Here is a 25,990-nt window from a genome sequence, read left to right as displayed (position 1 = left end):
ACTAAATACATCGAGAGAGCATGAATTCTCCAATTGATAAACTAGAGAGAAAGATCGGCTATCAATTCAAAGATACCGATCTCATTCACCTGGCGCTGACTCACCGCAGCGCTGCAGGTAAGCACAACGAACGTCTTGAGTTTCTGGGCGATTCAATTTTAAGTTTTGTCATCGCTGATGATCTCTACCACCGTTTCCCGAAAGTAAACGAGGGTGATATGAGCCGTATGCGTGCTACTTTGGTACGTGGACATACATTGGCTGAACTAGGTCGTGAATTCGCCCTAGGAGATTACTTAAAATTAGGTCCAGGTGAGTTAAAGAGTGGCGGATTCCGTCGTGACTCTATTCTGGCAGATGCTGTCGAAGCAATCATTGGTGCTATCTACCTAGATAGCGACACTGAAACCATTCGCGGCATCATTTTAAGCTGGTACAAAACTCGCCTAGAAGCGATTCAGCCTGGTGTTTCTCAAAAAGACCCGAAAACGCGTTTGCAAGAGTTCCTACAGGGCCGAAGAAATCCGCTACCTGTCTACACAGTGACTAATATTAAAGGTGAAGCACACAACCAAGAGTTTACGGTTGAGTGTAAAGTGGCAGGTGTGGATAAACCTGTTATCGGTAAAGGCACTAGCCGCCGCAAGGCAGAACAAGCGGCAGCTGAAACAGCATTAGAGCAACTGAGCAATGTCTGATAACAACCAAGAATTCGATATCGATGCATTCTTTGCATCTGATAACAAAGAACCTAGCCTACCGGAAAACCAGTACTGTGGTTTCATCGCTATCGTCGGTCGTCCGAACGTAGGTAAGTCGACACTTCTGAACCATATTTTGGGTCAAAAGATTTCGATCACATCGCGTAAACCTCAAACGACTCGTCACCGTATTATGGGTGTCGAGACTGAAGGGGATTACCAAGCGATTTACGTTGATACTCCAGGACTTCACATCGAAGAGAAGCGTGCTATCAACCGTCTGATGAACCGTGCAGCAAACAGCTCTTTGAGTGATGTGAACTTGGTACTTTTCCTTGTTGACGGTACGCACTGGACTGAAGACGATGAGATGGTACTGACCAAGCTTAAGAAAGCGAACTTCCCAGTCGTTCTTTGTGTGAACAAAGTAGACAACGTGCAAGACCGCAATGACGTGATGCTGCACATGATGGAAGTGTCTAAGAAGATGGACTTCATCGATGTTGTGCCAATTTCGGCAAAACACGGTAAGAACACTGATGTACTGCGTAAGCACGTTCGTGAGCATCTTCCGAAAGCGACACACCACTTCCCTGAAGAGTATGTAACAGACCGTTCTCAGCGCTTCATGGCGTCAGAGATCATTCGCGAAAAGCTGATGCGTTTTACGGGTGATGAGTTGCCTTACTCAGTGACGGTTGAGATCGAGCGCTTTGACTACAACCCAGACAACGATGGCTTCCACATTAACGCACTTATCTTAGTTGAGCGTAGTGGCCAGAAGAAGATGGTGATTGGTAAAGGCGGGGAGAAGATTAAGACCATCGGTCGCGAAGCTCGTCTCGATATGGAAGAGCTATTCGGTCGTAAAGTATTCCTAGAAACTTGGGTTAAAGTGAAGTCGGGTTGGGCTGACGATGAGCGTGCACTGCGTTCATTGGGCTACATCGACGACTTATAACCCGCAAGAGGCGCAAGCGCTTCGCTCCGGGTCGAAACCATTTTAAAAGGAGCCAGTAGGCTCCTTTTTTCTATTTAGAAGGTGATATGTCTTCAGAAGGGTTACAGCGCTGCTTTGTATTACATCGCAGACCGTACAGTGAATCGAGCCTGATTTTAGATGTGTTCAGTGAAGAGTTCGGACGAATGACACTGATGTCTAAAGGGGCTCGCAGTAAACGTTCTAATCTCAAGGGCGCGTTGCAGCCGTTTACACCACTGCTGCTGAAATGGTCTGGTAATAGTTCAATGAAAACATTGCGCCAAGCGGAACCGATCAGTCTTGGACTACCGCTAACTGGGATTAACCTCTACTCTGCCATGTATGTGAATGAATTAATTGGGCGAGTTTTGATGGCAGAAGTGCCGATGCCCGCACTTTTTCATGATTATCTTAATGCTTTAACGGAACTGGCGCATAATGAGAACCCAGAGCCTGCATTGCGACGCTTTGAACTCGCTCTGTTATCGGCAATGGGCTACGGCGTTGATTTTCTGCACTGTGCAGGTACCGGAGAACCTATTGATCCGACAATGACTTATCGCTATCGCGAGCAGAAGGGTTTTATCGCCTCAGTGCGCCGTGACAACTTGACCTTTATGGGTGATGAACTGATAGCGATCAGTGAACGTAGATTTATAACGAAAGAGCAGTTAAAAGCGGCAAAACGCTTTACACGCATAGCCTTAAAGCCGTATCTTGGCGGCAAACCATTAAAAAGTAGAGAGCTGTTTATGCCACAAATAGGTCTCTCTAGAGCACGGAGTATTGGAAAATGAGCTCAATCCTTTTAGGCATTAATATCGACCACGTTGCAACCCTACGTAATGCGCGTGGAACTCAATACCCAGATCCAGTTCACGCAGCAGAGATTGCTGAACGTGCCGGCGCGGACGGTATCACTATTCACCTGCGTGAAGACCGTCGTCATATCCTTGACCGCGACGTTCGCATTTTGGCTGAAACTATCCAGACTCGCATGAACCTAGAGATGGCGGTAACGGACGAGATGGTACAGATTGCATTAGATACTAAGCCTGAGTTTGTTTGCCTAGTTCCTGAAAAACGTGAAGAGCTAACGACGGAAGGTGGCTTGGACGTAGTTGGCCAGCTTGAAAAAGTAAAAGCAGCAACGCAAAAGCTCACCGAAGCGGGTATCAAAGTATCTCTGTTCATTGATGCGGACCGCGAGCAAATTGATGCAGCGAAAGCGTGTGGTGCACCATTTATCGAGCTACACACAGGTCACTACGCAGAAGCGAAAACCGAAGAAGACCAACAAGATGAGCTGAAGAAGATCGCTGCAGGCGCAAGCTACGCAGACGACCTAGGTATCACAGTGAATGCCGGTCACGGTCTGACTTACCACAACGTTGCGCCAATCGCCGCTTTACCAGAGATCTATGAGTTGAACATCGGTCACTCTGTGATTGGTCGTGCTGTATTTGATGGCCTAGCGAAAGCGGTATCAGATATGAAAGCGGTAATGGAAAACGCGCGTAACAACGCTTAATTGATAAGAATTGAAAGGTTAAAGAGTCATGGCAGTGGTTGGCCTTGGTACAGACATCGCAGAGATTGAGCGAGTTGAAAAGGCATTAGCACGCAGTGGCTCAGCCTTTGCGGAGCGTATCTTGAGTGAGGTGGAGCTTGAACAGTTCCACTCTTTGAAGCAGAAAGGGCGCTTTTTAGCCAAGCGATTTGCCGCTAAAGAGGCCGCTTCTAAAGCTCTCGGTACGGGCATCGCAATGGGCGTCACCTTTCATGACTTTCAGGTTGCGAACGATGAACATGGGAAACCAGTTCTTACTTTGCACAATAAAGCGAAAGAGTTAGCCGCAAGCCTTGGCGTTAACTCTGTCCACATTACGATCTCAGATGAACGTCACTACGCAGTAGCAACGGTGCTGTTCGAGTCTTAATGTTTCGGTGATAATCAAATAAAAAGCAGAGCGTTTGGCTCTGCTTTTTGTTTCTATGGTCCCCATTACTTACCTGTGCCGAGAGCTAACTCGGCTGAATAGGGGTTAGATAGTGAATTGCTGTGGCTTGTACCTTATCTAGCTCATCCTGAAGTTCGAACAGTTCTGGTTCGATATCCTCTATCTGAGTGCCAGAGCGCAGCTCTTTCTCAATAGTGGCACATACCGCTTTGAGCCTCGGCACACCACTGTATGAGCTACTGCCGTGCATTTTATGGATAATGTGTATTAGCTCATCAACTGGATAATCTGGCTCTTCAATCGCTTTCTCTGTAGCGTCGTACACCTCAGGAATAAAGTCGACCAACATCTGTAGCATATCTCGTGCAAGATCTTCTTTGTTGGCGGCTTGCTTGAGTGCGGCCTGCCAATCAATGATGATGTTTTTGTGCTGGTTGCTCTCTGTTTCGATGGTGTGGCTCTCAATCTCTCCACCCACCGCTGGGTGTTCAGGATCGATCTTTTCAAAATTATCTACTGCTGATTCTGGACTCCAGTGGATCAGCACTTGTTGCAGTACGTGTTCTTCAATTGGCTTGGTCAGGTAGTCGTCCATTCCGGCTGCGAGTAGACGATCGCGCTCGCCACTCATTGCATGAGCTGTTACCGCTATTACAGGTGTATTGGCGTTATTTTCTAACTCTTTGATGTGTTTACACGCGGTCACGCCATCCATCTGCGGCATTTGGATGTCCATGAAGATGATATCGAACGTCTGCTCTGTCGCTCGATCAATCGCTTGTTGGCCACTTGTACAGCTCAGCACCGTTTCGACGCGCTCTTGCAGTAAGGCGGTGATCAGTTTCAAGTTGGCTGGGTTATCATCAACAGCCAAAACTGTCAGAGGTAACTTTTCGTCACTGTGCGTCGCAATCACCGGCGCGTTGAGAAGTGGTGCTTGGTTCGAAACTAGGGTTTGCAGCAATTTCTTGCGAGACAGGGGTTTGGTAATGCACTGTACATCAACATTTTTCATTAGCTGCTCACCCAAAGCCAATTCTGTACTTGGGGTGCCAATGATGACGTTTTGCGAGATCTCTCTAGCACGTTTTGCCCACTGTTGAACGACTTCTAGTTCGTAGGCTTGGTTAGCCGCAAGGTTGAGAAGAACATAATCGTAGTTGGTCGACTCTTTTGGCATTACTGAGCGATAGGTTACTATCAACCCTTCTTGAGTCAGAACTTGCTGAGTAATCGATGCCGCTTGCATGTTTGGTTCAATCAATAACAACTGCTTTTGTTGTAGGCATTGGGTGTCGATTAGATCAGTCATCGGCATGTCGGTGGTCGATAGCCTTAGCGTAAACCAGAAAGTTGAGCCTTGGTGCAAGCGACTGGTTAGGCTTATCTCACCACCCATTTGGCTGACCAGTTTTTGGGTAATAACCAGACCTAAACCCGTACCACCATAGCGACGTGAAATACTCGCATCAGCTTGGCTGAAGGCTTGGAACAGCTGAGCTTGCTGACGTTCAGATATACCGATACCCGTGTCGCGCACCATGAACTGTAGCTCGATGTTATCTTCTGATTGAGAGCGCAGCTCAACACTAATATCGATGTTGCCGCGCTCGGTAAATTTGATCGAGTTACCCACTAGGTTAGTAAGAATCTGTTGAATACGCAGTGGGTCACCAACAATACCAGCAGGTACTTTCGGATCGACTTTCAGTGTTAGCTCAAGCCCTTTCTCGTGCGCATTGGTGGCTTGCAGGTTGACTACCTCTTCAAGGCTGGCTTGGAACTCAAAAGGAATATTTTCCAGAGCCAGTTTACCCGCTTCTAGCTTCGAGAAATCGAGGATGTCATTGATGATGCTTAGTAAGTTATTGGCCGAACGTTCAATGGTTTGTAGATAATCAGTTTGGCTGGTGGAGAGTTGAGTTTTTAGCATCTGACGAGTAAAGCCTATCACACCATTCAGGGGTGTTCTGAGTTCGTGTGACATGTTGGCTAAGAACTCTGATTTGACGCGCGCCGCTTCTTGAGCACGCTTCTTCGCGATATCCAATTCAACGTTCTGAATTTCTAACTGCTCGAGTGTTTCACGTAGATCGGACGTCGCTTGGTCGATACTGTGCTGCATCTCAACGTGATACTCCGACAAGGAGACCGCCATCGCGTTGATACCATTTTTCAGTGAGTCTAACTCGCCATGCATCTTGCCTTCGATACGCACATCAAGATGACCGCGACGTATGCGGTCAACCATGTTCTTCATGTGTGTGATCGGTTGAGTGACGTCGTGCATTAAGCGGAATGCAAACACACCAGACAGGCCGAGTCCTAAGATAAGAACCAAGAACGCAGAGAAGATCTCTTGGTATTGTTGTAACCGCAGAGAAGAGAGATCCAATTCGATAGCAATATAACCCACGGCTTGATTCGCTTGAGATTGGCCGTTAGCGGAATTGATGAACTGACCTTCAGCAATAATCGGAGTCCTTAAAATCAGCGTATTATCGAGCAACTTGGACGAACTCAGATGTGGAATCGGTTTGTCTTTCGGGTAAGTGAGACTCTCGAAGTCGGGATGGAAGTTCGAGGTTACAAACAGTTCATGACGCTCATCAAACACCGCAATACTGCGCACCAATTTTGAGTTTTTACGGTGTGCGTAGCTGATCAATTGACGAACCGACTCTCGACTCTCTAATTGCATGCCAGACTCACTCGCAATCGCAAGGGGTTCTATAATGCTAGTACCTGTATTGACAACTTGTCCTTCGAGGTCTTGATAGCGGTTAAATGAGAAGAATGCACTCAATAACAACCCTATAATCAGGGTCGGAGCAAGAGTTAGGGTAATTACACGGGCTCTCAAGCCATATCTGGTCATGTTCTTTAATTACATCGAGGTCTGGATATGGGAAAATAACGCACACAATGGTGGCTAAGTGAACGGTAAGCTTAATCAAAGCCGCCACGTTCGACAATGATTCCAAGACATAATAGTGAGTCCTGGATACAAATAAATGATTAAAAGATAGTTTAGGCACAAGCAATGGCACGTTTTTTTCAACCAAAAAAGAAAACTCAATTCGAGACCAAGCATCAATCGGTTTTGGTTGAACGAATGGATCACAATGGCGCAGGCATCGCTTATCAGAAAAATAAACCAGTGTTTATTGATGGTGCGTTGCCGGGCGAGCAAGTGGTGATTCAATTAACGGAAAGCAAAAGTAAGTTTGCGCGTGCGAAACTGATTAAACTATTAAAGCCAAGCGAACAGCGACTAAAGCCTTTCTGCAAACACTTTAATCAGTGTGGTGGTTGTCATCTACAACATATGGATTACATATCGCAAGTTGAGCATAAGGGGCTGTCACTGAGCCACTTAATGAGTCAATACCAAACTCCCAGCACTGAAATTGCCGATCCAATTACTGGTCCGCAGGTTGGCTATCGTCGTCGTGCTCGCGTGAGCTTGTTTATGGACAGAAAGAATCAACAGCTGCAGTTTGGCTTTCGCAAGAAACAGAGCAAGCACATCGAGAATGTGACGGACTGCGCAGTGTTGGAGCCAAGCTTAAATGCGTTGCTGCCAAAGATGAAAGCGCTACTGGAGACTTTTAGCCAACCGATGAACCTTGGTCACGTAGAACTGGTTCTTTCTGATAAAGGGCCAGTGATTGTCCTTCGTCACCTTAAACCGTTGGCAGACAAAGATCAGCAAGCGCTTATCGATTTAGCGACGGAGCAGGGGGCAATCTTGTATTCAATGCCAGAAACGGATCAACTGGTTCGTTTGGTTGGTGATGCACCGACATACAGTGAAACAGGCGTTACTCTGCCGTTTGAGCCGAATCACTTTATTCAAGTTAATCAACAAGTGAACCAAAAAATGGTGGCACAAGCAATTGAGTGGTTGAATCCACAAGCGGATGAGCGAGTTCTCGACCTGTTTTGTGGCTTAGGTAATTTCAGTTTACCTATCGCAAAACAGTCCGCATTGGTGGTTGGCGTTGAAGGTGTGGATGAAATGGTGAAACAGGCAACGAGCAATGCTGAAGTAAACCAGCTCGACAACGCGACTTTCTACCAAGCGAACCTCGAAGAAGAGCTCGCTTCTCAGCCGTGGGCAAAAGAGAAGTTCGACAAGGTGCTTCTTGATCCTGCACGCGCTGGGGCAAGTGGGATTGTCGACCAACTTTCAGCGCTGGGCGCGAAGAGCGTGGTTTATGTTTCATGTAATCCTGCTACTCTAGCTAGAGATACGGCAAGCTTGCAAAATCAAGGTTATCAAATGGTCAAAATGGGTATGTTAGACATGTTTCCGCATACCAGTCACTTGGAATCTATGGCACTATTCGTTAAAGAGAAATCATAGAACGAAAAGGCGTATAAGAAACGTCTTGTTACCAGTATGAGTCGAACTAACTTGGACCCGGTTAGTCATATTGAGTTGGGTATAAAACATAATAACTAGGAAGGCATGATGGTTGCGGTACGAAGCGCACATTTAAACCCAAGCGAACAGTTTGAGCTAGAGAGCTGGATTGCATCTTTAAATCAGGATGCCAAAACGTCGAATAAGCTGATCAAGGTTTATCGTCATTGTGAAGAGCTGCTAAAAGAGCATGAGCAAGCCTCACTGCTATTGTGGCGTGGCCGAGAGATGATTGAAATCTTGGTGACGTTATCAATGGATCGCGCGACACTCGTTGCGGCTCAGCTTTTCCCAGTTGTCTCCAGTGGCGTGTTTGAACGAGAAGCTTTTGAAGAGAGCTACGGCAAAGAGATCGTTAAGCTGATTGATGGCGTGGAAGAGATGGCGGCACTAGGCCAACTTAACGTTACCCTTGAGGGTAGCGCAGCGTCAGGTCAGGTCGATAACGTGCGCCGCATGTTATTGGCCATGGTTGATGATTTCCGTTGCGTGGTCATCAAGCTTGCTGAGCGTATCTGTAACCTTATCGAGGTGAAGAAAGCCCCTGACGAGGTGCGTAGAGCGGCAGCGAAAGAGTGTGCCAACATCTATGCGCCACTGGCGAACCGCCTCGGTATTGGTCAGCTTAAATGGGAAATCGAAGACTACGCTTTCCGTTACCAACAACCCGATACCTATAAACAGATTGCTAAGCAGTTGTCTGAGCGTCGTATTGTTCGCGAACAGTACATTACTGATTTCGTTGATGATCTTACGTCTGAAATGGAACGCTCTAGTATCAACGCTGAAGTCAGTGGCCGCCCGAAACACATCTACAGCATCTGGCGCAAAATGCAGAAGAAAGGCTTGGCCTTCGATGAACTGTTTGACGTGCGCGCAGTACGTATCATCGCAGACCAATTGCAAGACTGTTACGCAGCGCTCGGGGTTGTTCATACCAAATACAAACATCTACCAAGCGAATTCGATGACTATGTAGCAAACCCGAAACCGAATGGGTATCAATCTATCCATACTGTGGTACTTGGGCCTGAAGGCAAAACCATCGAAATCCAGATCCGTACTAAACAGATGCACGAAGACTCAGAACTGGGTGTTGCCGCGCACTGGAAGTACAAAGAGGGTTCATCGGGTGGTCGCAGCGGTTACGATGAGAAGATCACATGGCTGCGTAAACTGATCGATTGGCAAGAAGAGATGTCGGATTCTGGCGAGATGCTGGATGAAGTTCGTAGCCAAGTTTTTGATGACCGTGTCTACGCATTTACACCACGCGGTGATGTGGTCGACTTACCAATGGGAGCAACTCCGTTGGACTTCGCTTATCACATTCACTCGATGGTAGGCCACCGCTGTATCGGAGCCAAAGTAGGTGGACGTATCGTTCCATTTACTCACAAACTCTCTATGGGTGATCAGGTTGAAATCATTACTCAGAAAGAGCCAAACCCTTCACGTGACTGGTTAAACCCAGCCACAGGTTTTGTTCACTCTGGGCGCGCTCGCGCTAAAATTAATGCTTGGTTCCGTGCGCAAAGTCGTGAGAAAAACCTTGAAGCAGGTCGTGACATCCTAGAGGCTGAGCTGCATAAAATTGGCGCGACACTCAAAGATGCAGATCAATATGCCCTGAAGCGTTTCAACGTGAATACGCCAGACGAGCTGTATGCGGGTATCGGTAGCGGTGATTTGCGTATCAACCAAGTGATCAACCACATCAACGCATTGGTGAATAAGCCAACGGCAGAAGAGGAAGATCAGAAGGCGCTAGAGAAGCTACTAGAGTCAGAACATAAGCCAGCTCAGCAGAGCCGCCCAAAGAAAGATGCCGTTGTCGTGGAAGGTGTCGATAATCTAATGACTCATCTTGCACGCTGTTGCCAACCAATTCCAGGTGACAGCATCAAAGGTTACATCACACAAGGTCGTGGTATCTCGGTTCACCGTAGCGACTGTGAACAGCTGAGCGAACTAAAAATCCACGCACCAGAGCGTATTATAGATACGGTTTGGGGTAATGGTTTTGTTGGTTCTTACATCCTAACTCTGCGTGTTGAAGCGTTAGAGCGTAGTGGATTATTGAAAGACATCACCTCGTTGTTTGCCAATGAGAAGATCAGTGTGACGACCATGAAAAGCCGCACCGATTATAAGCGTCAGCTATCAGTGATGGACTTTGACCTAGAGGTGACCAACATTGAAATCCTAAGCCGCGTGACCAGTCGCGTCGAGCAGATTAAAGATGTTATGTCAGTCAAAAGGTTGGGTTGATACTTGGTATCATCCTCGTCATTCCCTACAGTGAGGAGCGAACGTGATAGGGAATCTCGCCAAGCGGTTTGAGATCCCCAACTCGTTCATTCTTCACTTTTGGGGATGGTGGAGAAATAGAAAGGTGAGTGGTTTTGACTGCTCACCTTTTTTAGTTTTAAGAAAAGAATTAGATTAAAACAATCAAACAGAATAATAGGAAAGCACCATGAGCCACCCGATTGAACAATTAGAACAAATTATGGCGAAGCTGCGCGACCCAGAAGGTGGCTGCCCTTGGGATCTAAAACAAAATTTTGAAACAATTGTCCCGCATACTATCGAAGAAACATATGAAGTGGTGGACGCAATCCACAATAAAGACTGGTCGAATTTGCAAGAAGAGTTGGGCGATCTACTGTTTCAGGTGATTTTTTACAGCCAGCTCGCGAAAGAGCAAGGGTTGTTCGAGTTTGCCGATGTGGTTGACGGTGTGAATGAAAAGCTCACTCGTCGTCATCCACATGTGTTTTCTGATGTTGAGTTTGATGATGAAGAGGCCATCAATGCCAACTGGGAGGCAGAAAAAGCCAAAGAAAAAGTTCAAGCAGGCAAAACTCAGGAAAGTATTCTAGACTCAATACCAAACTCTCTACCTGCACTTTTGCGTGCCACAAAGGTGCAAAAGCAGGTAGCAAAATACGGTTTTGATTGGGAATCCATTGGCCCTGTTGTCGATAAGGTACGAGAAGAGGTCGACGAGGTGCTTGAAGAGGCACTGCAAGTCACGCCAAACGAGGATTTAGTTGAAGAAGAATTGGGTGACTTACTGTTTGCGACCGTGAATCTAGTCAGGCATCTAGGGAAAAACCCAGAATCGGCATTGAGCAAAGCGAATGTAAAGTTTGAGCGTCGCTTTAAAGGTGTAGAAGGAAAAGTTCGTCAAAAAGGCAAAACTTTGAACGATTTCTCCCTCTCAGAGCTCGATTCTATGTGGGATGAGGTTAAGTTGGCGGAGAAAAGTTAAACAAAGCTTTGGTGCTGATTTGATTTGAAGCAAAAAATAAAAAATAGCAGTGTGATAGATTTCACGTTGTGGCGATAAGGGGCTTCTGGTATATTTTCATCCCGTCCAGAAGAAATCCATTTTCCCTCATTCAACCAATTTCAGGTTAAACATGACGACAAATTACATTTTTGTTACTGGCGGGGTTGTATCCTCTCTAGGTAAAGGTATTGCAGCGGCATCGCTTGCAGCTATTTTAGAAGCTCGTGGTCTTAAAGTGACTATGATGAAGCTTGACCCTTACATCAACGTTGATCCGGGCACTATGAGCCCAACCCAACACGGTGAGGTGTTCGTTACGGAAGATGGCGCTGAAACTGACCTTGACCTTGGTCACTACGAGCGATTCATTCGCACCAAGATGACTAAGCGTAACAACTTCACAGCGGGTCGTGTTTACTCAGACGTTCTAGCGAAAGAGCGTCGCGGTGATTACCTAGGTGCAACTATCCAAGTAATCCCTCACATCACTAACTCTATCAAAGACCGTGTAATCGCTGGTGCAGAAGGCCACGACGTTGCGATCGTTGAAGTTGGTGGTACGGTTGGTGATATCGAGTCTCTACCATTCATGGAAGCGATTCGTCAGCTAGCAGTAGAACTAGGCCGTGAGCGTGCAATGTTCATGCACCTAACATTAGTTCCTTACCTAGCGGCTGCTGGTGAAGTGAAAACTAAACCGACTCAGCACTCTGTAAAAGAGCTACTGTCTATCGGTATCCAGCCAGATATCCTAGTTTGTCGTTCTGATCGCATGATCCCTGCGAACGAACGTAAGAAGATTGCACTTTTCTGTAACGTACAAGAGAAAGCAGTAATCTCAATGAAGGATGTAGACTCAATCTACAAGATCCCTCAACTCATTAAATCACAAGGTCTTGATGACCTAGTGTGTACTCGTTTTGGTATCAACGCTCCAGAAGCAGACCTATCAGAATGGGAACAGGTAATCTATGAAGAAGCGAACCCAACTGGTGAAGTAACCATCGGTATGGTTGGTAAATACATTGAATTACCAGACGCATACAAGTCAGTGAACGAAGCACTTAAGCACGCGGGTCTGAAGAACCGTCTAAGCGTTAAGATCAAGTACGTTGATTCTCAAGACGTAGAGAGCAAAGGTGAAGAAGCACTTCACGGCCTAGACGCAATCCTAGTGCCTGGTGGCTTTGGTGACCGCGGTGTTGAAGGTAAGATTTTCGCAGCGAAATACGCTCGTGAGAACAAAGTACCTTACCTCGGTATCTGTCTTGGTATGCAAGTGGCACTTATCGAATACGCACGCAACGTTGCGGGCATGGAAGGTGCGCACTCTTCAGAATTTAGCAAAGACACGAAGTACCCAGTAGTGGGTCTAATCACTGAGTGGGTAGATGGTGAAGGTAATGTTGAAGAACGTACTGAAAAATCTGACCTAGGTGGTACTATGCGTCTAGGTTCACAGTTGTGTCACCTTGAGAAAGGTACGAAAGCTCGTGAACTATACGGTAGCGCGACGATCCATGAACGCCACCGTCATCGTTACGAAGTGAACAACAACCTTCGTCCACAAATTGAAAAAGCGGGCCTAAAAGTATCGGGTCTGTCTGCGGACAAGAAGCTGGTTGAAGTTATCGAGATTCCAAACCACCCGTGGTTTGTGGCAGCTCAGTTCCACCCAGAGTTCACTTCTACGCCTCGCGATGGTCACCCACTATTCGAAGGCTTCGTTAAAGCAGCTGGTCAACACCAGCGTGACGAATTAGAGAAGTAAAGGATACCGGCAGTAGCGTTTGCAGTGCTGCTGCCTTTAATTTGACATTATATATTCAACGAGAAGGAAACATTCAATGTCTAAGATCGTTAAAGTTCTAGGTCGTGAAATCATCGATTCACGTGGTAACCCAACTGTAGAAGCTGAAGTACACCTAGAAGGCGGTTTCGTAGGTATGGCTGCTGCTCCATCTGGCGCATCAACGGGTTCTCGCGAAGCTCTTGAGCTACGTGACGGCGACAAAGCACGTTTCCTAGGTAAAGGTGTTCTTAAAGCTGTTGAAGCTGTAAACGGTGAAATCGCTACAGCTCTAACTGGTAAAGATGCTAAAGACCAAGCTGCAATCGACGCAGTAATGATCGAGCTAGACGGTACTGAAAACAAATCTAAGTTCGGTGCTAACGCAATCCTAGCTGTTTCTCTAGCGAACGCTAAAGCTGCTGCAGCGGCTAAAGGCATGCCTCTATACGAGCACATCGCTGAGCTAAACGGTACTGCTGGTCAGTTCTCTATGCCTCTACCAATGATGAACATCATCAACGGTGGTGAGCACGCAGATAACAACGTTGACATCCAAGAGTTCATGATCCAACCAGTTGGCGCTAAGACTCTTAAAGAAGGTCTACGTATCGGTGCTGAAGTATTCCACAACCTAGCTAAAGTTCTTAAGTCTAAAGGCTACAGCACTGCAGTTGGTGACGAAGGTGGTTTCGCTCCTAACCTTAAGTCTAACGCTGAAGCTCTAGAGGTAATCGCAGAAGCTGTTGCAGCTGCTGGTTACGAACTAGGTAAAGACGTGACTCTAGCTATGGACTGTGCTGCATCTGAGTTCTTCGACAAAGAAGCTGGCATCTACAACATGAAAGGCGAAGGTAAGACTTTCTCTTCTGAAGAGTTCAACCACTACCTAGCTGAGCTAGCTAACCAATTCCCAATCGTTTCTATCGAAGACGGTCTAGACGAGTCTGACTGGGATGGCTTCAAGCACCAAACTGAACTACTAGGTGACAAGCTTCAACTAGTAGGTGACGATCTATTCGTTACTAACACTAAGATCCTTGCTGAAGGTATCGAGAAAGGCGTAGCTAACTCTATCCTTATCAAGTTCAACCAAATCGGTTCTCTAACTGAGACTCTAGCTGCAATCAAGATGGCTAAAGACGCAGGTTACACAGCAGTAATCTCTCACCGTTCTGGCGAAACTGAAGACGCAACTATCGCTGACCTAGCGGTAGGTACTGCTGCAGGTCAAATCAAGACTGGTTCTATGAGCCGTTCTGACCGTGTTGCTAAGTACAACCAACTAATCCGTATCGAAGAAGCTCTAGGTTCTAAAGCTCCTTTCAACGGTCTTAAAGAAGTTAAGGGTCAATAATCTCTCTGGTTTTATAAACCAAAGGAATTGTTAATCTAAGCTTTAAATGCCTCGCAATAGCGGGGCATTTTTTTGCCTGTAGAAAATGACGGGAAGAAGCTCTAGGTTCTAAAGCTCCCTCTTTTACAACGAAAGCGGTCTTAAAGAAGTTAAAGGTCAATAACTCCTAGCGAATTGTTAGCTTAAAGCTTTTGAAACGCTCTACTTCGGTAGGGCGTTTTTTGTCTAAAATTCGTCACTCCCTAGACTGACGAAGGAAAGAGTAGGGAATCTCTCCCAATGTGAACTTCGATAGATTCCCAACGCAGTCGTCCCTTCTTTCCGGAAATGACGAGAGTGGGGGCGAGGAGGGAGTCTCTTTGGTAAGCATCAACGATTCTGTCCGATAAATCTTCTACTTATAGATTCCCTTACACCACATATCTCGCACCAATAAGCGCATTATGGTATATATGTGCCTTATTCTAGTTCCTTCTTTTCTAACCAGCGAAAGGTGTTATGCGAATCTTTGCTCTTGTCCTGCTGATCTTACTTGGCTGGCTGCAACACACATTGTGGCTCGGTAAAAATGGTATTTCGGACTACTACACAGTGAACAATGAAATCGACGTTCAAAGGCAAGTGAACGAGAAGCTTCACATTCGCAATGCAGAAATGTTTGCGGAAATCGACGACCTTCGTCAAGGGTTAGATGCCATCGAAGAGCGTGCTCGACATGAACTCGGTATGGTGAAGGAAGGGGAAACGTTTTATCGCATGATTGGTGAGGAGTCGCACTAATGCCGACGAATAAACAGAGTATTGTCGCGGTTGTACCTGCGGCGGGTGTCGGCAGTAGAATGAAGGCCGATCGCCCGAAACAGTATCTGACGATTCACGCGATCACCATCCTGGAACACACCGTTAACAAGCTGCTCTCTCACCCTCAAGTGAGTAAGGTCGTGGTAGCCGTCAGTGAAAGTGACCCATATTTCCCTGAATTGAGCTTGAGCCAACACCCAGATGTTGTGCGTGTTAAAGGTGGTAATGAGCGAGCCGACTCGGTTCTGTCTGCTCTGAACTATATTCAAGAGAGCGATTTGTGTGAGTGGGTTATGGTTCACGATGCTGCTCGGCCATGCATTCAGCAGGATGACATCGATAAGCTGATTGAAGTGTCACTGTCTCATCCGGTAGGTGGCATTCTAGCTGCTCCTGTTCGAGATACCATGAAACGAGGTGTTGATGGGCAGATTGATCACACCGTAGAGCGTGCTAATTTATGGCACGCATTGACGCCGCAAATGTTTCGAACTTTACCGCTGCAGCAGGCTCTAACAGAGGCTCTTGAACAAGGCGTATCGATTACCGACGAAGCGTCTGCGTTTGAGTGGAAAGGTGCATCGCCAGCTCTGGTTGCTGGGCGCTCAGATAATTTTAAGGTTACTCAGCCAGAAGATTTAGCATTGGCTGAGTTCTATTTAAGTCAGAATAAGGAATAATGATGATTCGTATTGGCCACGGTTTTGATGTTCATAAGTTTGGTGGTGAAGGCCCAGTAATTATTGGTGGCGTGAGCGTACCTTATGAGCAAGGACTGGTTGCGCACTCAGATGGTGATGTGGCTCTGCACGCATTATGCGACGCGCTATTAGGCTCGATTGCCGCGGGCGATATTGGTCGTCACTTCCCTGACACTGATGATGAGTGGAAGGGTGCAGATAGCCGCGAGCTGCTCAAAGATGTTTACCGCCGCGTTAAAGAACAAGGCTACCAAATCGGTAATGTGGATGTGACTATTATGGCACAAGCGCCAAAAATGGCTCCGCATATTGATGCGATGTGCCAAGCGATTGCTGAGGATCTTGAAACCGATATTGGTAACGTAAACGTAAAAGCGACAACGACTGAGCGCCTTGGTTTTACCGGACGCAAAGAGGGCATTGCAAGCGAAGCAGTCGTCCTAATTACTAAAAGTGCATAAGCACCACAACGAAAAGAACAGCATGTCAGATATTTTATCTTCATTTGCCTATTTAAATGGCAAGCCGACGGCACAAGCGAAACTAAAAGCGAAAGCCGAGCATTTTGTGGTTATCGAAGACTTAGGTTTCGAATTCACTGGAGAGGGGGAACACCTAATGGTGCGTATCCGCAAAACCGGTGAGAACACCAGCTTTGTTGCTAACGAGCTGGCAAAAGCCTGTGGTGTTAAATCAAAAGACGTGAGCTGGGCGGGACTGAAAGACCGTCATGCAGTAACTGAGCAATGGTTGAGTGTTCACCTACCAAAGGGTGATACCCCAGACTTTACCGCTTTCTTGACTCAATACCCAAGTATTGAGATTTTGGCAACGGCGCGTCACAACAAAAAGCTACGCCCAGGCGACCTAGTTGGTAACCAATTTGAACTGACACTGTCTGAAGTGACTGACACGGCTGATGTGGTAAACCGTCTCGAACAAGTGGCGAAGCTAGGTGTACCGAACTATTTTGGTGCTCAGCGTTTTGGTAATGAAGGTAATAATTTATCTGAAGCTCGTCGCTGGGGTCGTGATAACGTGCGAACACGTAACCAGAACAAGCGCAGTTTATATCTATCTGCAGCTCGCTCTTGGATCTTCAATCGCATTTTGTCAGAGCGTATTGAACAGAACGTGTTTAACTCAGCAATTCTTGGTGATGTCGTTTTCAGTGCTGGTGAGCAACTGTTGGCCACAACTGATAATCTTGAAGCGTTGAACCTAGCGGTTGAGAAAGGCGAAGCGCAGGTTTCAGTAGCGATGGCTGGAGACAATGCACTACCGACACAAGACAACGCACTCGCTCTTGAGCAGAAGCACCTTGATGATGAGCCTGATTTAATGGCGCTCATTCGCGGCAACCGTATGCGTCATGACCGTCGCGAAGCTTCTCTTAAGCCACAACAGCTTTCATGGGAAGTGGAAGGCGACAATATCACACTTAAGTTTTCATTGGATGCAGGTTGCTTTGCGACCGCGATTGTTCGTGAACTAGTGGAAGAAGTTGCGGTTGAGCGACAATACGCGCAGTAAAGACGTAAACTGAAACGGATATTAAGAAAGGATACAGAATGAAGATTCTACTCAGCAATGATGATGGTGTTCATGCTCAGGGTATTCATGCCCTAGCTGATGAGCTACGCGATCTTGCTGACGTTATTATCGTTGCACCTGATCGTAATCGCTCAGGTGCGTCGAATTCATTAACGCTTGAACAGCCTCTGCGTGTTCAAGAAATTGCAGCTAACACCTACTCTGTACAAGGTACACCAACCGATTGTGTGCACTTTGCATTGAATGAACTGCTCAAGGATGACATGCCGGATTTAGTGCTGACCGGCATTAATCATGGAGCAAATCTGGGTGATGATGTGCTCTATTCAGGTACTGTTGCCGCAGCGATGGAAGGGCACTTTTTAGGTGTACAGTCAGTTGCGTTCTCTTTGGTAGGCAAACAACACTTTAAAACCGCCGCTCTTATTGCACGCCAAATCGTTGAACAACACTTAGCTCGACCGATTCCAACTAATCGTTTATTGAACGTCAATGTTCCAGATGTTGCTTTTGGTAATCTTAAGGGTACGCAGGTGACGCGTCTTGGGGCTCGTCACCACTCTGAAGACATGATTAAGCAGAAAGATCCAAGAGGTCATGATATCTACTGGTTAGGTCCTCCAGGTAAGGAGCAAGATGCAGGGCAGGGAACAGATTTCTATGCGATAGAGCATGGCTTCGTTTCAGTGACGCCACTGCAGGTTGATCTAACTGCTCATGAATCTTTGGGCGCAATGTCGGAGTGGTTAGGAGAGCGCAAATGAGCAATCCTCACGCACACCGTTTAATTAGCTTCCTGATTGAGAGTGGTATTCGAGACCAAAAGGTTCTCGATGCAATTTTCCGTTTGCCAAGAGAGCGTTTTCTATCACAGGCGATGCATCACCAAGCTTATGACAACAATGCTCTGCCTATTGGTCAAGGCCAGACAATTTCTCAGCCTTACATTGTGGCAAAAATGACGGAGTTACTGGAACTTCAGCAAAGTAGTCGCGTCTTAGAAATTGGAACAGGCTCGGGATACCAAACGGCGGTATTGGCTCAGCTAGTTGATCATGTTTATTCTGTTGAGCGTATCAAGTCATTACAGTGGGATGCCAAAAGACGGCTCAAGCAGCTTGATTTTTATAACATTTCCACTAAACATGGTGACGGTTGGCAAGGTTGGTCTGCGAAAGGCCCATTTGATGCCATCATTGTAACGGCAGCAGCAGAATCCATCCCTCAAGCGCTCTTAGAGCAGCTGAGTGATGGTGGTCGTTTACTGATCCCTGTTGGCGACAACGAACAACAACTGTTAAAAATTACCCGTCAAGGTGATGAGTACCTATCAGAAACGATTGAGATGGTACGGTTTGTCCCTTTGGTGCCGGGTGAGCTGGCGTAATAAAACTATTGGTGTAGATGGATAACAACTGAATGCGTTCACAGTTTTCAAACGGGATAACCATATTGTTGTGTTGCGTACTGGCAGGGTGCGCAGCTCACTCCCCTGCACCGGTATCAAGTCTGAATAAAGATTACTCCGCCATTGAGCGTGGCAGCTATCGTGGTAGTTATTATGAGGTTCAAAAGGGCGATACCCTCTACTTTATCGCTTATTTGACCAATAAAGATGTCAATGACCTGATTCACTACAATGACCTTTCTGCGCCTTATACCATTCACCCAGGGCAGAAGCTTAAGTTATGGCGTCCGTCATACAAGGCGCCCGCTTATGGTAAGTCGACAGCCATTGCAAGTGTTACCCCTGATCCTAAACCTGCACCGGTTGTTCCTGTTGTGAGCGCACCGAGCTCCTCCAGCTCGAAATCCTCTAAGCCTGTAACTGCCAAGGCTGAGCCAGTAAAGAGTAAAAACTCTAAACCGGCACCTGTGCAGTCAACAACGAAAACGGTTAAAAAAGATCCACCAAAGAAGGTTGAACAATCGAAGCCAAAGGAGTATGTTGGTTCTAAAGGTAAACAGAATGTTACAACCGCCAGCAAGCCAACTAACGATAAAGTATCGAAATGGTTATGGCCAACCAAAGGGAGAGTGATCAAGAATTTCTCTGTAGGTGAACAAGGAAATAAAGGCATAGACATAGCAGGACAGCGTGGTCAGCCTATCGTATCTACTGCAGGGGGAACGGTTGTTTATTCGGGTAATGCACTCAGAGGCTACGGCAATCTCGTGATTGTAAAGCATAACGACAACTACTTAAGTGCATACGCGCATAACGATCGACTATTAGTATCTGAAGGGCAAAGTGTTAAACCAGGACAGAAAATTGCCACAATGGGCAGTTCTGGAGCCAAAAGCGTTAGGCTGCACTTTGAGATTCGTTACCAAGGTAAATCCGTTAATCCTAAACGTTATTTACCTTAATATGAGTGCCGCAACGGTACTTGTATGAAGTGACATAGTCATTTAGCGACATTTTAAGTTGTAATGTCTTGCTAATATCGCCAGGGGGAGGCGTTATGAGTATCAGCAATGCAGTTATTAAAGAAGAGTTCGAACTTGACCAAGAGACCACGGAGTTGGCAAACGTTGATCAAGGCGAGCAAACCGTCACTAAAAAAACAGAAGCGAAAGAAGAAGTCGAAGTGACTTCGAAAAGCCTAGATGCAACTCAGTTGTATTTGGGTGAAATTGGCTTCTCTCCACTCTTAACCGCAGAAGAAGAAGTACTTTATGCTCGTCGCGCACTACGTGGAGACGAAGCAGCCCGCAAGCGCATGATCGAAAGTAACCTACGTCTTGTGGTTAAAATCTCACGTCGTTACAGCAACCGTGGTTTAGCTCTGCTCGATCTTATCGAAGAGGGTAACCTAGGTTTGATCCGCGCTGTTGAGAAGTTCGATCCAGAACGAGGTTTCCGCTTTTCTACTTACGCGACATGGTGGATCCGTCAAACGATCGAACGCGCGTTGATGAACCAAACGCGTACTATTCGTCTGCCAATACATGTTGTGAAAGAGCTAAACATCTACCTGCGTACTGCTCGCGAGTTATCACAAAAGCTGGATCATGAGCCAACCGCAGAAGAGATTGCGACTAAGCTAGATAAGCCGGTAAGCGACGTAAGCAAAATGCTACGTCTTAACGAGCGCGTGAGCTCAGTAGACACGCCTATCGGTGGTGACGGTGAGAAAGCACTACTCGACATCATTCCTGATGTAAACAATTCCGACCCTGAGGTTTCAACCCAAGACAGCGATATAAAAACATCACTGATCGACTGGTTAGATGAACTGAATCCTAAGCAGAAAGAAGTGCTTGCACGTCGCTTTGGTCTTCTTGGTTATGAGCCATCGACTCTTGAAGAAGTTGGTCGTGAGATCAGCCTAACTCGTGAGCGTGTACGCCAGATTCAAGTAGAAGGTCTACGTCGTTTAAGAGAAATCCTTATCAAGCAAGGCTTGAATATGGAGAACCTATTCAACGTTGAAAACGATTAGTCCAGATTTCGAAATGGCCAAGAAAAAACGCTGACTCAATGTCAGCGTTTCTGTTTTTATCGAGGTTAATGAATCTGTCTTTGACTAGAGCAGTTTCTTTAGGCGATACAGCTCTTCTAGCGCTTGGCGCGGCGTTAGATCATCTGGATCGACGTTTGCTAGTGCTTGCTCCACTTCACTCGGTTCTGGGATCAAACTCAACTGGTTTGCAATATCGACACCACTTGGTTTCGCTGTTGGTGTCTCTGCGCTTATCGCCTCCAATTGGGTGAGCTTAGCTCGTGCATTCTTAATCACGGCTTTTGGCACTCCCGCCAGCCCAGCGACTGCAAGACCGTAAGATTTACTTGCTGCTCCTTCTTGAACGGCGTGCATGAAGGCAATGCTGTCGCCATGCTCAACGGCGTCCAAATGAACATTCGCCAAGGTTGGGATCTGATTAGGTAGCTCAGTTAGTTCGAAGTAGTGAGTGGCAAACAGTGTCATCGCATTAATTTGATTTGCCAGCCACTCCGCACTTGCCCAAGCCAGTGATAGGCCATCGTAGGTACTGGTACCACGACCGATCTCATCCATCAGAACCAAACTGCTTGGCGTTGCGTTATGGAGAATGTTGGCTGTTTCTGTCATCTCTACCATGAAGGTTGAACGGCCAGACGCAAGATCATCTGATGCACCGATTCGAGTGAAGATACGGTCGATTGAGCCAATGGTTGCACTCTCTGCAGGAACGTAACAACCAATATGAGCCATTAGTGCGATGAGCGCAGTTTGACGCATATAGGTCGATTTACCGCCCATATTTGGACCTGTGATGATCAGCATCTTACGTTGATCATTCAAGTCAATCGGGTTGGCAATGAAAGGCTCGTCCATTACCTGTTCAACCACAGGGTGACGACCCGCTTGAATGTGTACCCCAGGCTCTTTAGTTAGAGTTGGGCGACAGTAATCTAAGGTATCAGCGCGCTCAGCTAGGTTTTGAAGAACGTCTAATTGTGATACTGAAGAGGCGATGTTCTGCAGTTGCTCTAAGTGTGGCAGTAACAGGTCGAACAGCTCTTCCCAAAGCTGCTTTTCAATCGCTAGTGCTTTGGATTTTGAGTTCAGTACCTTGTCTTCGTGCTCTTTTAACTCAGGAATAATGTAGCGCTCAGCGTTCTTTAACGTTTGGCGGCGTACATAATGAGGCGGGACCAAGTGGCTTTGACCTCGGCTTACCTGAATAAAAAAGCCGTGTACGTTGTTGTAGCCAACCTTTAGCGTATCAATCCCGTGACGTTCACGCTCTTCCGCTTCGAGTTTGTCTAAGTACTCTGTTGCACCGTCTGCAAGGTCACGCCATTCATCCAGTTCTGCGCTGTACCCTGCAGCAATCACGCCGCCATCGCGAATTACAACCGGTGGGTTCTCTTTGATCGCACGAGTCAGTAGCTCAGAGACTTCTTCAAAAGGTGCCGCATATTGTGCAAGCTGAGTAAGATATGGATGAGAGACTTGCTCTAGGGTATCTGCAAGTTCTGGAAGGTAGTCCATCGCTTGGCGTAGGCGCGCCATATCGCGTGGGCGAGCTGAGCGAAGAGCTAATCGAGCAAGGATACGCTCAATATCACCAATCTGTTTCAGTGTTGGTTGTAGCTCTGTAAATAATGCCAAATCTTTCATCTCACCAATGGCATCTAAGCGTTGGTCGAGAGCGGAGATATTACGCATTGGCTGATGTAACCAACGCTTGAGCATACGACTACCCATTGGCGTTGCTGTATGATCGAGTACCTCTGCCAGCGTGTTGTCGGTGCCGCCTGCAAGGTTATGAGTGATCTCTAGGTTGCGACGAGTCGCTGCATCTAAGATCACAGAGTGATCTTGGCGATCATAAGTCAGTGAGCGAATATGCGGCAGAGCGGTACGCTGGGTATCTTTGACATATTGGATCAAACAACCTGCAGCACATAGACCGAGCTTGGCATGTTCCACACCGAAGCCGACGAGGTCGCGAGTACCGAATTGTTGGTTGAGTTGCTGCTTGGCCGTGTCTAACTCAAATTCCCATATTGGACGACGGCGGTTACCGTTACGGTTCGCCATCAGTTCTACAGGTTCGAAGTCTTCTGGGAAGAGCAGTTCTCTTGGTGAAGTCCGTTGCAGTTCAGCGGCCATTGACTCTTCGGTCTCTGGCTCCGAAAGTTGGAATCGACCTGAAGTGATATCTAAAGTAGCGTAACCAAACTTGCCGTTATGGTGATAAATCGCAGCAATCAGATTATCAACGCGCTCAGAAAGAAGGGCTTCGTCAGTGACGGTACCCGGTGTCACGATACGAACAACGGCACGCTCTACTGGACCTTTCGATGTCGCAGGGTTACCGATTTGTTCGCAGATCGCCACAGATTCACCGAGTTGAACCAGTTTAGCGAGGTAGCCTTCTACTGCATGAAACGGCACGCCTGCCATTGGGATAGGTTCGCCAGCAGATGAGCCACGTTTGGTTAGGGAAATATCAAGGAGTTGAGAGGCTCTTTTAGCATCATCATAGAAAAGCTCGTAGAAATCTCCCATGCGATAGAAAAGCAGGATCTCTGGATTCTCTGCTTTGAGTTTTAGGTACTGCTGCATCATGGGAGTATGTTTTTGATCGGCTTTCACTGGTAACTTCTTTCGTTTATTTCTATTGCGGCTTAGGATACGTGAAAGCGATACCTGCGAAAAGCGGTGCAAGCGATAAAGATTCAAATTCACTCATGTAGAAACCATGCAGAAACAATGGAGTTTGTCACCATGTCATCGATTCAACAACTCAGCGAAAAACTCGGCCAGCTTTTATTAAAAAATCAGCACGTTTTGGTCACGGCAGAGTCGTGTACTGGTGGTGGCGTTGCAAGTGCAATCACAGATATAGCCGGTAGTTCAGCATGGTTTGACCGTGCTTTTATCACTTACAGTAATGAAGCCAAACAAGAGATGATTGACGTGCAAGCTGCAACGCTGGAAGCGCATGGGGCAGTCAGTGAGGCTGTGGTGGTTGAAATGGCGCAAGGCGCATTGGCGCACTCTAATGGCACGATCGCCGTATCGATCAGTGGTATTGCAGGCCCTGGCGGAGGCAGTGAAGAGAAGCCAGTCGGCACTGTCTGTTTTGCTTGGGCTGCAAACAATGGCTGGCAAAACGTAGAAACGCATGTATTTGCGGGTGATCGATCACAAGTACGACAACAAGCGACCGCTTGTGCGCTTGAGGTTATTTATGATTACCTGTTGGAAGAGAAGTAACAATTGTACAAATAATTTTCATACAGGTATGGACACTGTATGAATCAACAGTATAATAAACACCAATTAGTCACCCCTATGTGGGTTAGAAACAGATTCTAAATCGCTTGTTATAGACAACCGATTATGTGGAGATAGTAATGGACGAGAATAAACAAAAAGCGTTAGCCGCAGCCCTTGGACAGATTGAAAAGCAGTTTGGTAAAGGCTCTATCATGCGTCTTGGTGACAACCGCACAATGGATGTAGAAACGATTTCTACTGGCTCGCTATCTCTAGATATCGCACTAGGTGCTGGTGGTCTACCAATGGGTCGTATCGTTGAGATCTACGGTCCAGAATCATCAGGTAAAACAACACTAACACTAGAACTTATTGCAGCAGCTCAGCGTGAAGGTAAAACGTGTGCATTCGTCGATGCGGAGCACGCACTAGACCCTATCTACGCTCAAAAACTGGGTGTTGATATCGATGCACTTCTTGTTTCTCAACCAGATACTGGTGAGCAAGCACTAGAAATCTGTGATGCGCTAGCGCGTTCAGGTGCGATTGACGTTCTTGTTGTCGACTCAGTAGCAGCATTGACACCGAAAGCGGAAATCGAAGGCGAAATGGGCGACAGCCACATGGGTCTGCAAGCACGTATGCTTTCTCAAGCAATGCGTAAGCTAACAGGTAACCTTAAGCAATCTAACTGTATGTGTATCTTCATCAACCAAATCCGTATGAAGATCGGTGTGATGTTTGGTAACCCAGAGACGACGACGGGTGGTAACGCACTTAAGTTCTACGCATCTGTTCGTCTTGATATTCGTCGTACAGGCTCTATCAAAGAGGGCGACGAGATTGTGGGTAACGAAACGCGTATCAAGGTTGTTAAGAACAAGATTGCTGCGCCATTTAAGCAAGCAGAAACTCAAATTCTATACGGCCAAGGCTTCAACCGTGAAGGTGAGCTGATCGACCTAGGTGTTAAGCACAAGCTGATTGAAAAAGCAGGTGCTTGGTACAGCTACAACGGCGATAAGATTGGTCAAGGTAAAGCGAACGCTGGTAAGTTCCTTCGTGAGAACCCAGAAGCAGCGAAAACTATCGATGCTAAACTTCGTGAAATGCTACTGACTCCAGCTCAGCCTGAAGCACCAGAAACTGGTGAGATGCCAGAAGAAGAGTTTTAATTCTCTTGATGAACAATAAAAGCCTCGCACTTGCGAGGCTTTTGTTTTTCTGAAGCCGAGGCCATAAATACTGGAAAATTATAGCTCTCCGGTTGGTGATGATCCGAAGCGGTTTTGTCCCGGTGTTCCTTTGAAAAATCCGCATTCGATGATCACCCATATTTGACCTATGATTGGGATCAGCCAGAGTAGCGCCCACCATCCCACTTTGTCTCGATCATGCCAACGCTTCACTTGAACGGCAAAATTAATCCAAATCACAATCACCATGTTAGTCAGGGTGAGAATGACATCACTAATCTGCATCAGGTTCTGCTCATTAAATTGAGAGAAGTAGACCTGATTTAATACACTCCCCCAAAGCAACAATGCAATACTGACCAACCAATAAGGTCGTCGAGAAATTCGTCCTTTGAAAGAAAATAGTAGTGCTTTTAAGCTCATATCGTCACCTAAAGTGCGGTTGCATTCTTTGAGTATAGAAGGTGTTTTAGTGTGTTGTTGTCCTCAAGGTAATTTTGCA

General features: G+C 46.7%; 23 protein-coding genes. 20 read left to right on the top strand and 3 right to left on the bottom strand.

The genetic code is table 11. The annotated features are described in order from the left end of the window. Positions 1-20: 20 nt before the first annotated feature. From rnc to acpS, 5 genes are all read left to right on the top strand, one after another. Entirely contained in the window at positions 21-698 is a 678-nt protein-coding gene (gene rnc, locus AC6I7V_RS11550; protein ID WP_032549805.1) for a ribonuclease III, read from the top strand. Next, positions 691-1,662 carry a GTPase Era gene (gene era / locus AC6I7V_RS11545; RefSeq protein WP_498010919.1) on the top strand — a complete coding sequence of 324 codons (972 nt, stop codon included), beginning with the start codon at positions 691-693 and terminating at the stop codon, positions 1,660-1,662. Before rnc ends, era begins: the two co-directional genes overlap by 8 nt. Positions 1,663-1,748: 86 nt before the next feature. Continuing rightward, positions 1,749-2,480, top strand: coding sequence for a DNA repair protein RecO (recO, locus tag AC6I7V_RS11540; RefSeq protein ID WP_255229900.1), 732 nt, complete (start codon positions 1,749-1,751; stop codon positions 2,478-2,480). Next, entirely contained in the window at positions 2,477-3,214 is a 738-nt protein-coding gene (gene pdxJ, locus AC6I7V_RS11535; RefSeq protein WP_239841240.1) for a pyridoxine 5'-phosphate synthase, read from the top strand. The genes recO and pdxJ overlap by 4 nt, the downstream gene beginning before the upstream one ends. A 28-nt stretch (positions 3,215-3,242) precedes the next feature. Next, positions 3,243-3,623, top strand: a complete 381-nt coding sequence (gene acpS, locus AC6I7V_RS11530; RefSeq protein ID WP_255229901.1) for a holo-ACP synthase — start codon at positions 3,243-3,245, stop codon at positions 3,621-3,623. Between the two features lie 85 nt (positions 3,624-3,708). On the opposite strand, the gene barA is transcribed toward acpS, so the two are convergent. Next, positions 3,709-6,522 (bottom strand): two-component sensor histidine kinase BarA, encoded by a 2,814-nt coding sequence (gene barA / locus AC6I7V_RS11525; protein ID WP_255229902.1) that lies wholly within the window; start codon positions 6,520-6,522, stop codon positions 3,709-3,711. 165 nt (positions 6,523-6,687) lie between these two features. Here barA and rlmD point away from each other — a divergent pair, with 165 nt between their 5' ends. The 13 genes from rlmD (at position 6,688) to rpoS (ending at position 21,019) form a co-directional block, all read left to right on the top strand. After that, complete coding sequence (gene rlmD / locus AC6I7V_RS11520; protein WP_498010918.1) at positions 6,688-8,013, top strand: 23S rRNA (uracil(1939)-C(5))-methyltransferase RlmD; 1,326 nt, start codon at positions 6,688-6,690, stop codon at positions 8,011-8,013. A gap of 108 nt (positions 8,014-8,121) precedes the next feature. Further along, complete coding sequence (gene relA, locus AC6I7V_RS11515; RefSeq protein ID WP_255231794.1) at positions 8,122-10,344, top strand: GTP diphosphokinase; 2,223 nt, start codon at positions 8,122-8,124, stop codon at positions 10,342-10,344. A 208-nt stretch (positions 10,345-10,552) separates the two neighbouring features. Further along, a complete protein-coding gene (mazG, locus tag AC6I7V_RS11510) occupies positions 10,553-11,350 on the top strand; it encodes a nucleoside triphosphate pyrophosphohydrolase (RefSeq protein WP_255229904.1) in 798 nt (265 codons plus the stop codon). 151 nt (positions 11,351-11,501) lie between these two features. Next, the gene (gene pyrG, locus AC6I7V_RS11505; RefSeq protein ID WP_255229905.1) at positions 11,502-13,142 is read left to right on the top strand and encodes a CTP synthase; all 1,641 of its coding nucleotides are present in this window, start codon (positions 11,502-11,504) and stop codon (positions 13,140-13,142) included. Between the two features lie 76 nt (positions 13,143-13,218). Further along, positions 13,219-14,517, top strand: a complete 1,299-nt coding sequence (gene eno, locus AC6I7V_RS11500) for a phosphopyruvate hydratase (protein WP_255229906.1) — start codon at positions 13,219-13,221, stop codon at positions 14,515-14,517. Between the two features lie 498 nt (positions 14,518-15,015). Beyond that, positions 15,016-15,297, top strand: a complete 282-nt coding sequence (ftsB, locus tag AC6I7V_RS11495; protein WP_255229907.1) for a cell division protein FtsB — start codon at positions 15,016-15,018, stop codon at positions 15,295-15,297. Beyond that, on the top strand, positions 15,297-15,998 hold the full coding sequence (ispD, locus tag AC6I7V_RS11490) for a 2-C-methyl-D-erythritol 4-phosphate cytidylyltransferase (RefSeq protein ID WP_498010917.1): 702 nt from the start codon (positions 15,297-15,299) through the stop codon (positions 15,996-15,998). The genes ftsB and ispD overlap by 1 nt, the downstream gene beginning before the upstream one ends. 2 nt (positions 15,999-16,000) lie before the next feature. Continuing rightward, positions 16,001-16,480 (top strand): 2-C-methyl-D-erythritol 2,4-cyclodiphosphate synthase, encoded by a 480-nt coding sequence (gene ispF, locus AC6I7V_RS11485; protein ID WP_032549792.1) that lies wholly within the window; start codon positions 16,001-16,003, stop codon positions 16,478-16,480. A gap of 22 nt (positions 16,481-16,502) precedes the next feature. Next, on the top strand, positions 16,503-17,552 hold the full coding sequence (truD, locus tag AC6I7V_RS11480; RefSeq protein WP_498010916.1) for a tRNA pseudouridine(13) synthase TruD: 1,050 nt from the start codon (positions 16,503-16,505) through the stop codon (positions 17,550-17,552). 38 nt (positions 17,553-17,590) lie between these two features. Further along, positions 17,591-18,337 carry a 5'/3'-nucleotidase SurE gene (gene surE, locus AC6I7V_RS11475; protein ID WP_498010915.1) on the top strand — a complete coding sequence of 249 codons (747 nt, stop codon included), beginning with the start codon at positions 17,591-17,593 and terminating at the stop codon, positions 18,335-18,337. Continuing rightward, a complete protein-coding gene (locus AC6I7V_RS11470; RefSeq protein ID WP_255229911.1) occupies positions 18,334-18,960 on the top strand; it encodes a protein-L-isoaspartate(D-aspartate) O-methyltransferase in 627 nt (208 codons plus the stop codon). The genes surE and AC6I7V_RS11470 overlap by 4 nt, the downstream gene beginning before the upstream one ends. 32 nt (positions 18,961-18,992) lie before the next feature. Next, positions 18,993-19,943 carry a peptidoglycan DD-metalloendopeptidase family protein gene (locus AC6I7V_RS11465; RefSeq protein WP_498010914.1) on the top strand — a complete coding sequence of 317 codons (951 nt, stop codon included), beginning with the start codon at positions 18,993-18,995 and terminating at the stop codon, positions 19,941-19,943. Between the two features lie 95 nt (positions 19,944-20,038). Further along, complete coding sequence (gene rpoS / locus AC6I7V_RS11460) at positions 20,039-21,019, top strand: RNA polymerase sigma factor RpoS (protein WP_255229913.1); 981 nt, start codon at positions 20,039-20,041, stop codon at positions 21,017-21,019. 84 nt (positions 21,020-21,103) lie between these two features. Here rpoS and mutS read toward each other — a convergent pair whose 3' ends face one another. Then, complete coding sequence (mutS, locus tag AC6I7V_RS11455) at positions 21,104-23,665, bottom strand: DNA mismatch repair protein MutS (protein ID WP_498010912.1); 2,562 nt, start codon at positions 23,663-23,665, stop codon at positions 21,104-21,106. A 132-nt stretch (positions 23,666-23,797) separates the two neighbouring features. On the opposite strand from mutS, the gene pncC reads away from it, so the two are divergent. Then, positions 23,798-24,289: a nicotinamide-nucleotide amidase gene (gene pncC, locus AC6I7V_RS11450; protein WP_498010911.1), complete on the top strand. Its 492-nt coding sequence runs from the start codon at positions 23,798-23,800 to the stop codon at positions 24,287-24,289. A 140-nt stretch (positions 24,290-24,429) separates the two neighbouring features. Beyond that, positions 24,430-25,467, top strand: a complete 1,038-nt coding sequence (gene recA / locus AC6I7V_RS11445; RefSeq protein WP_255229916.1) for a recombinase RecA — start codon at positions 24,430-24,432, stop codon at positions 25,465-25,467. A 78-nt stretch (positions 25,468-25,545) separates the two neighbouring features. Here recA and AC6I7V_RS11440 read toward each other — a convergent pair whose 3' ends face one another. Further along, entirely contained in the window at positions 25,546-25,911 is a 366-nt protein-coding gene (locus tag AC6I7V_RS11440; RefSeq protein ID WP_261882081.1) for a DUF805 domain-containing protein, read from the bottom strand. Positions 25,912-25,990: the final 79 nt, after the last annotated feature.

The sequence above is a fragment of the Vibrio sp. KUL70 genome, assembly GCF_059725515.1.
Note: the sequence above shows the minus strand (reverse complement) of the source record. Positions and strands in the feature narration are given on the sequence as shown.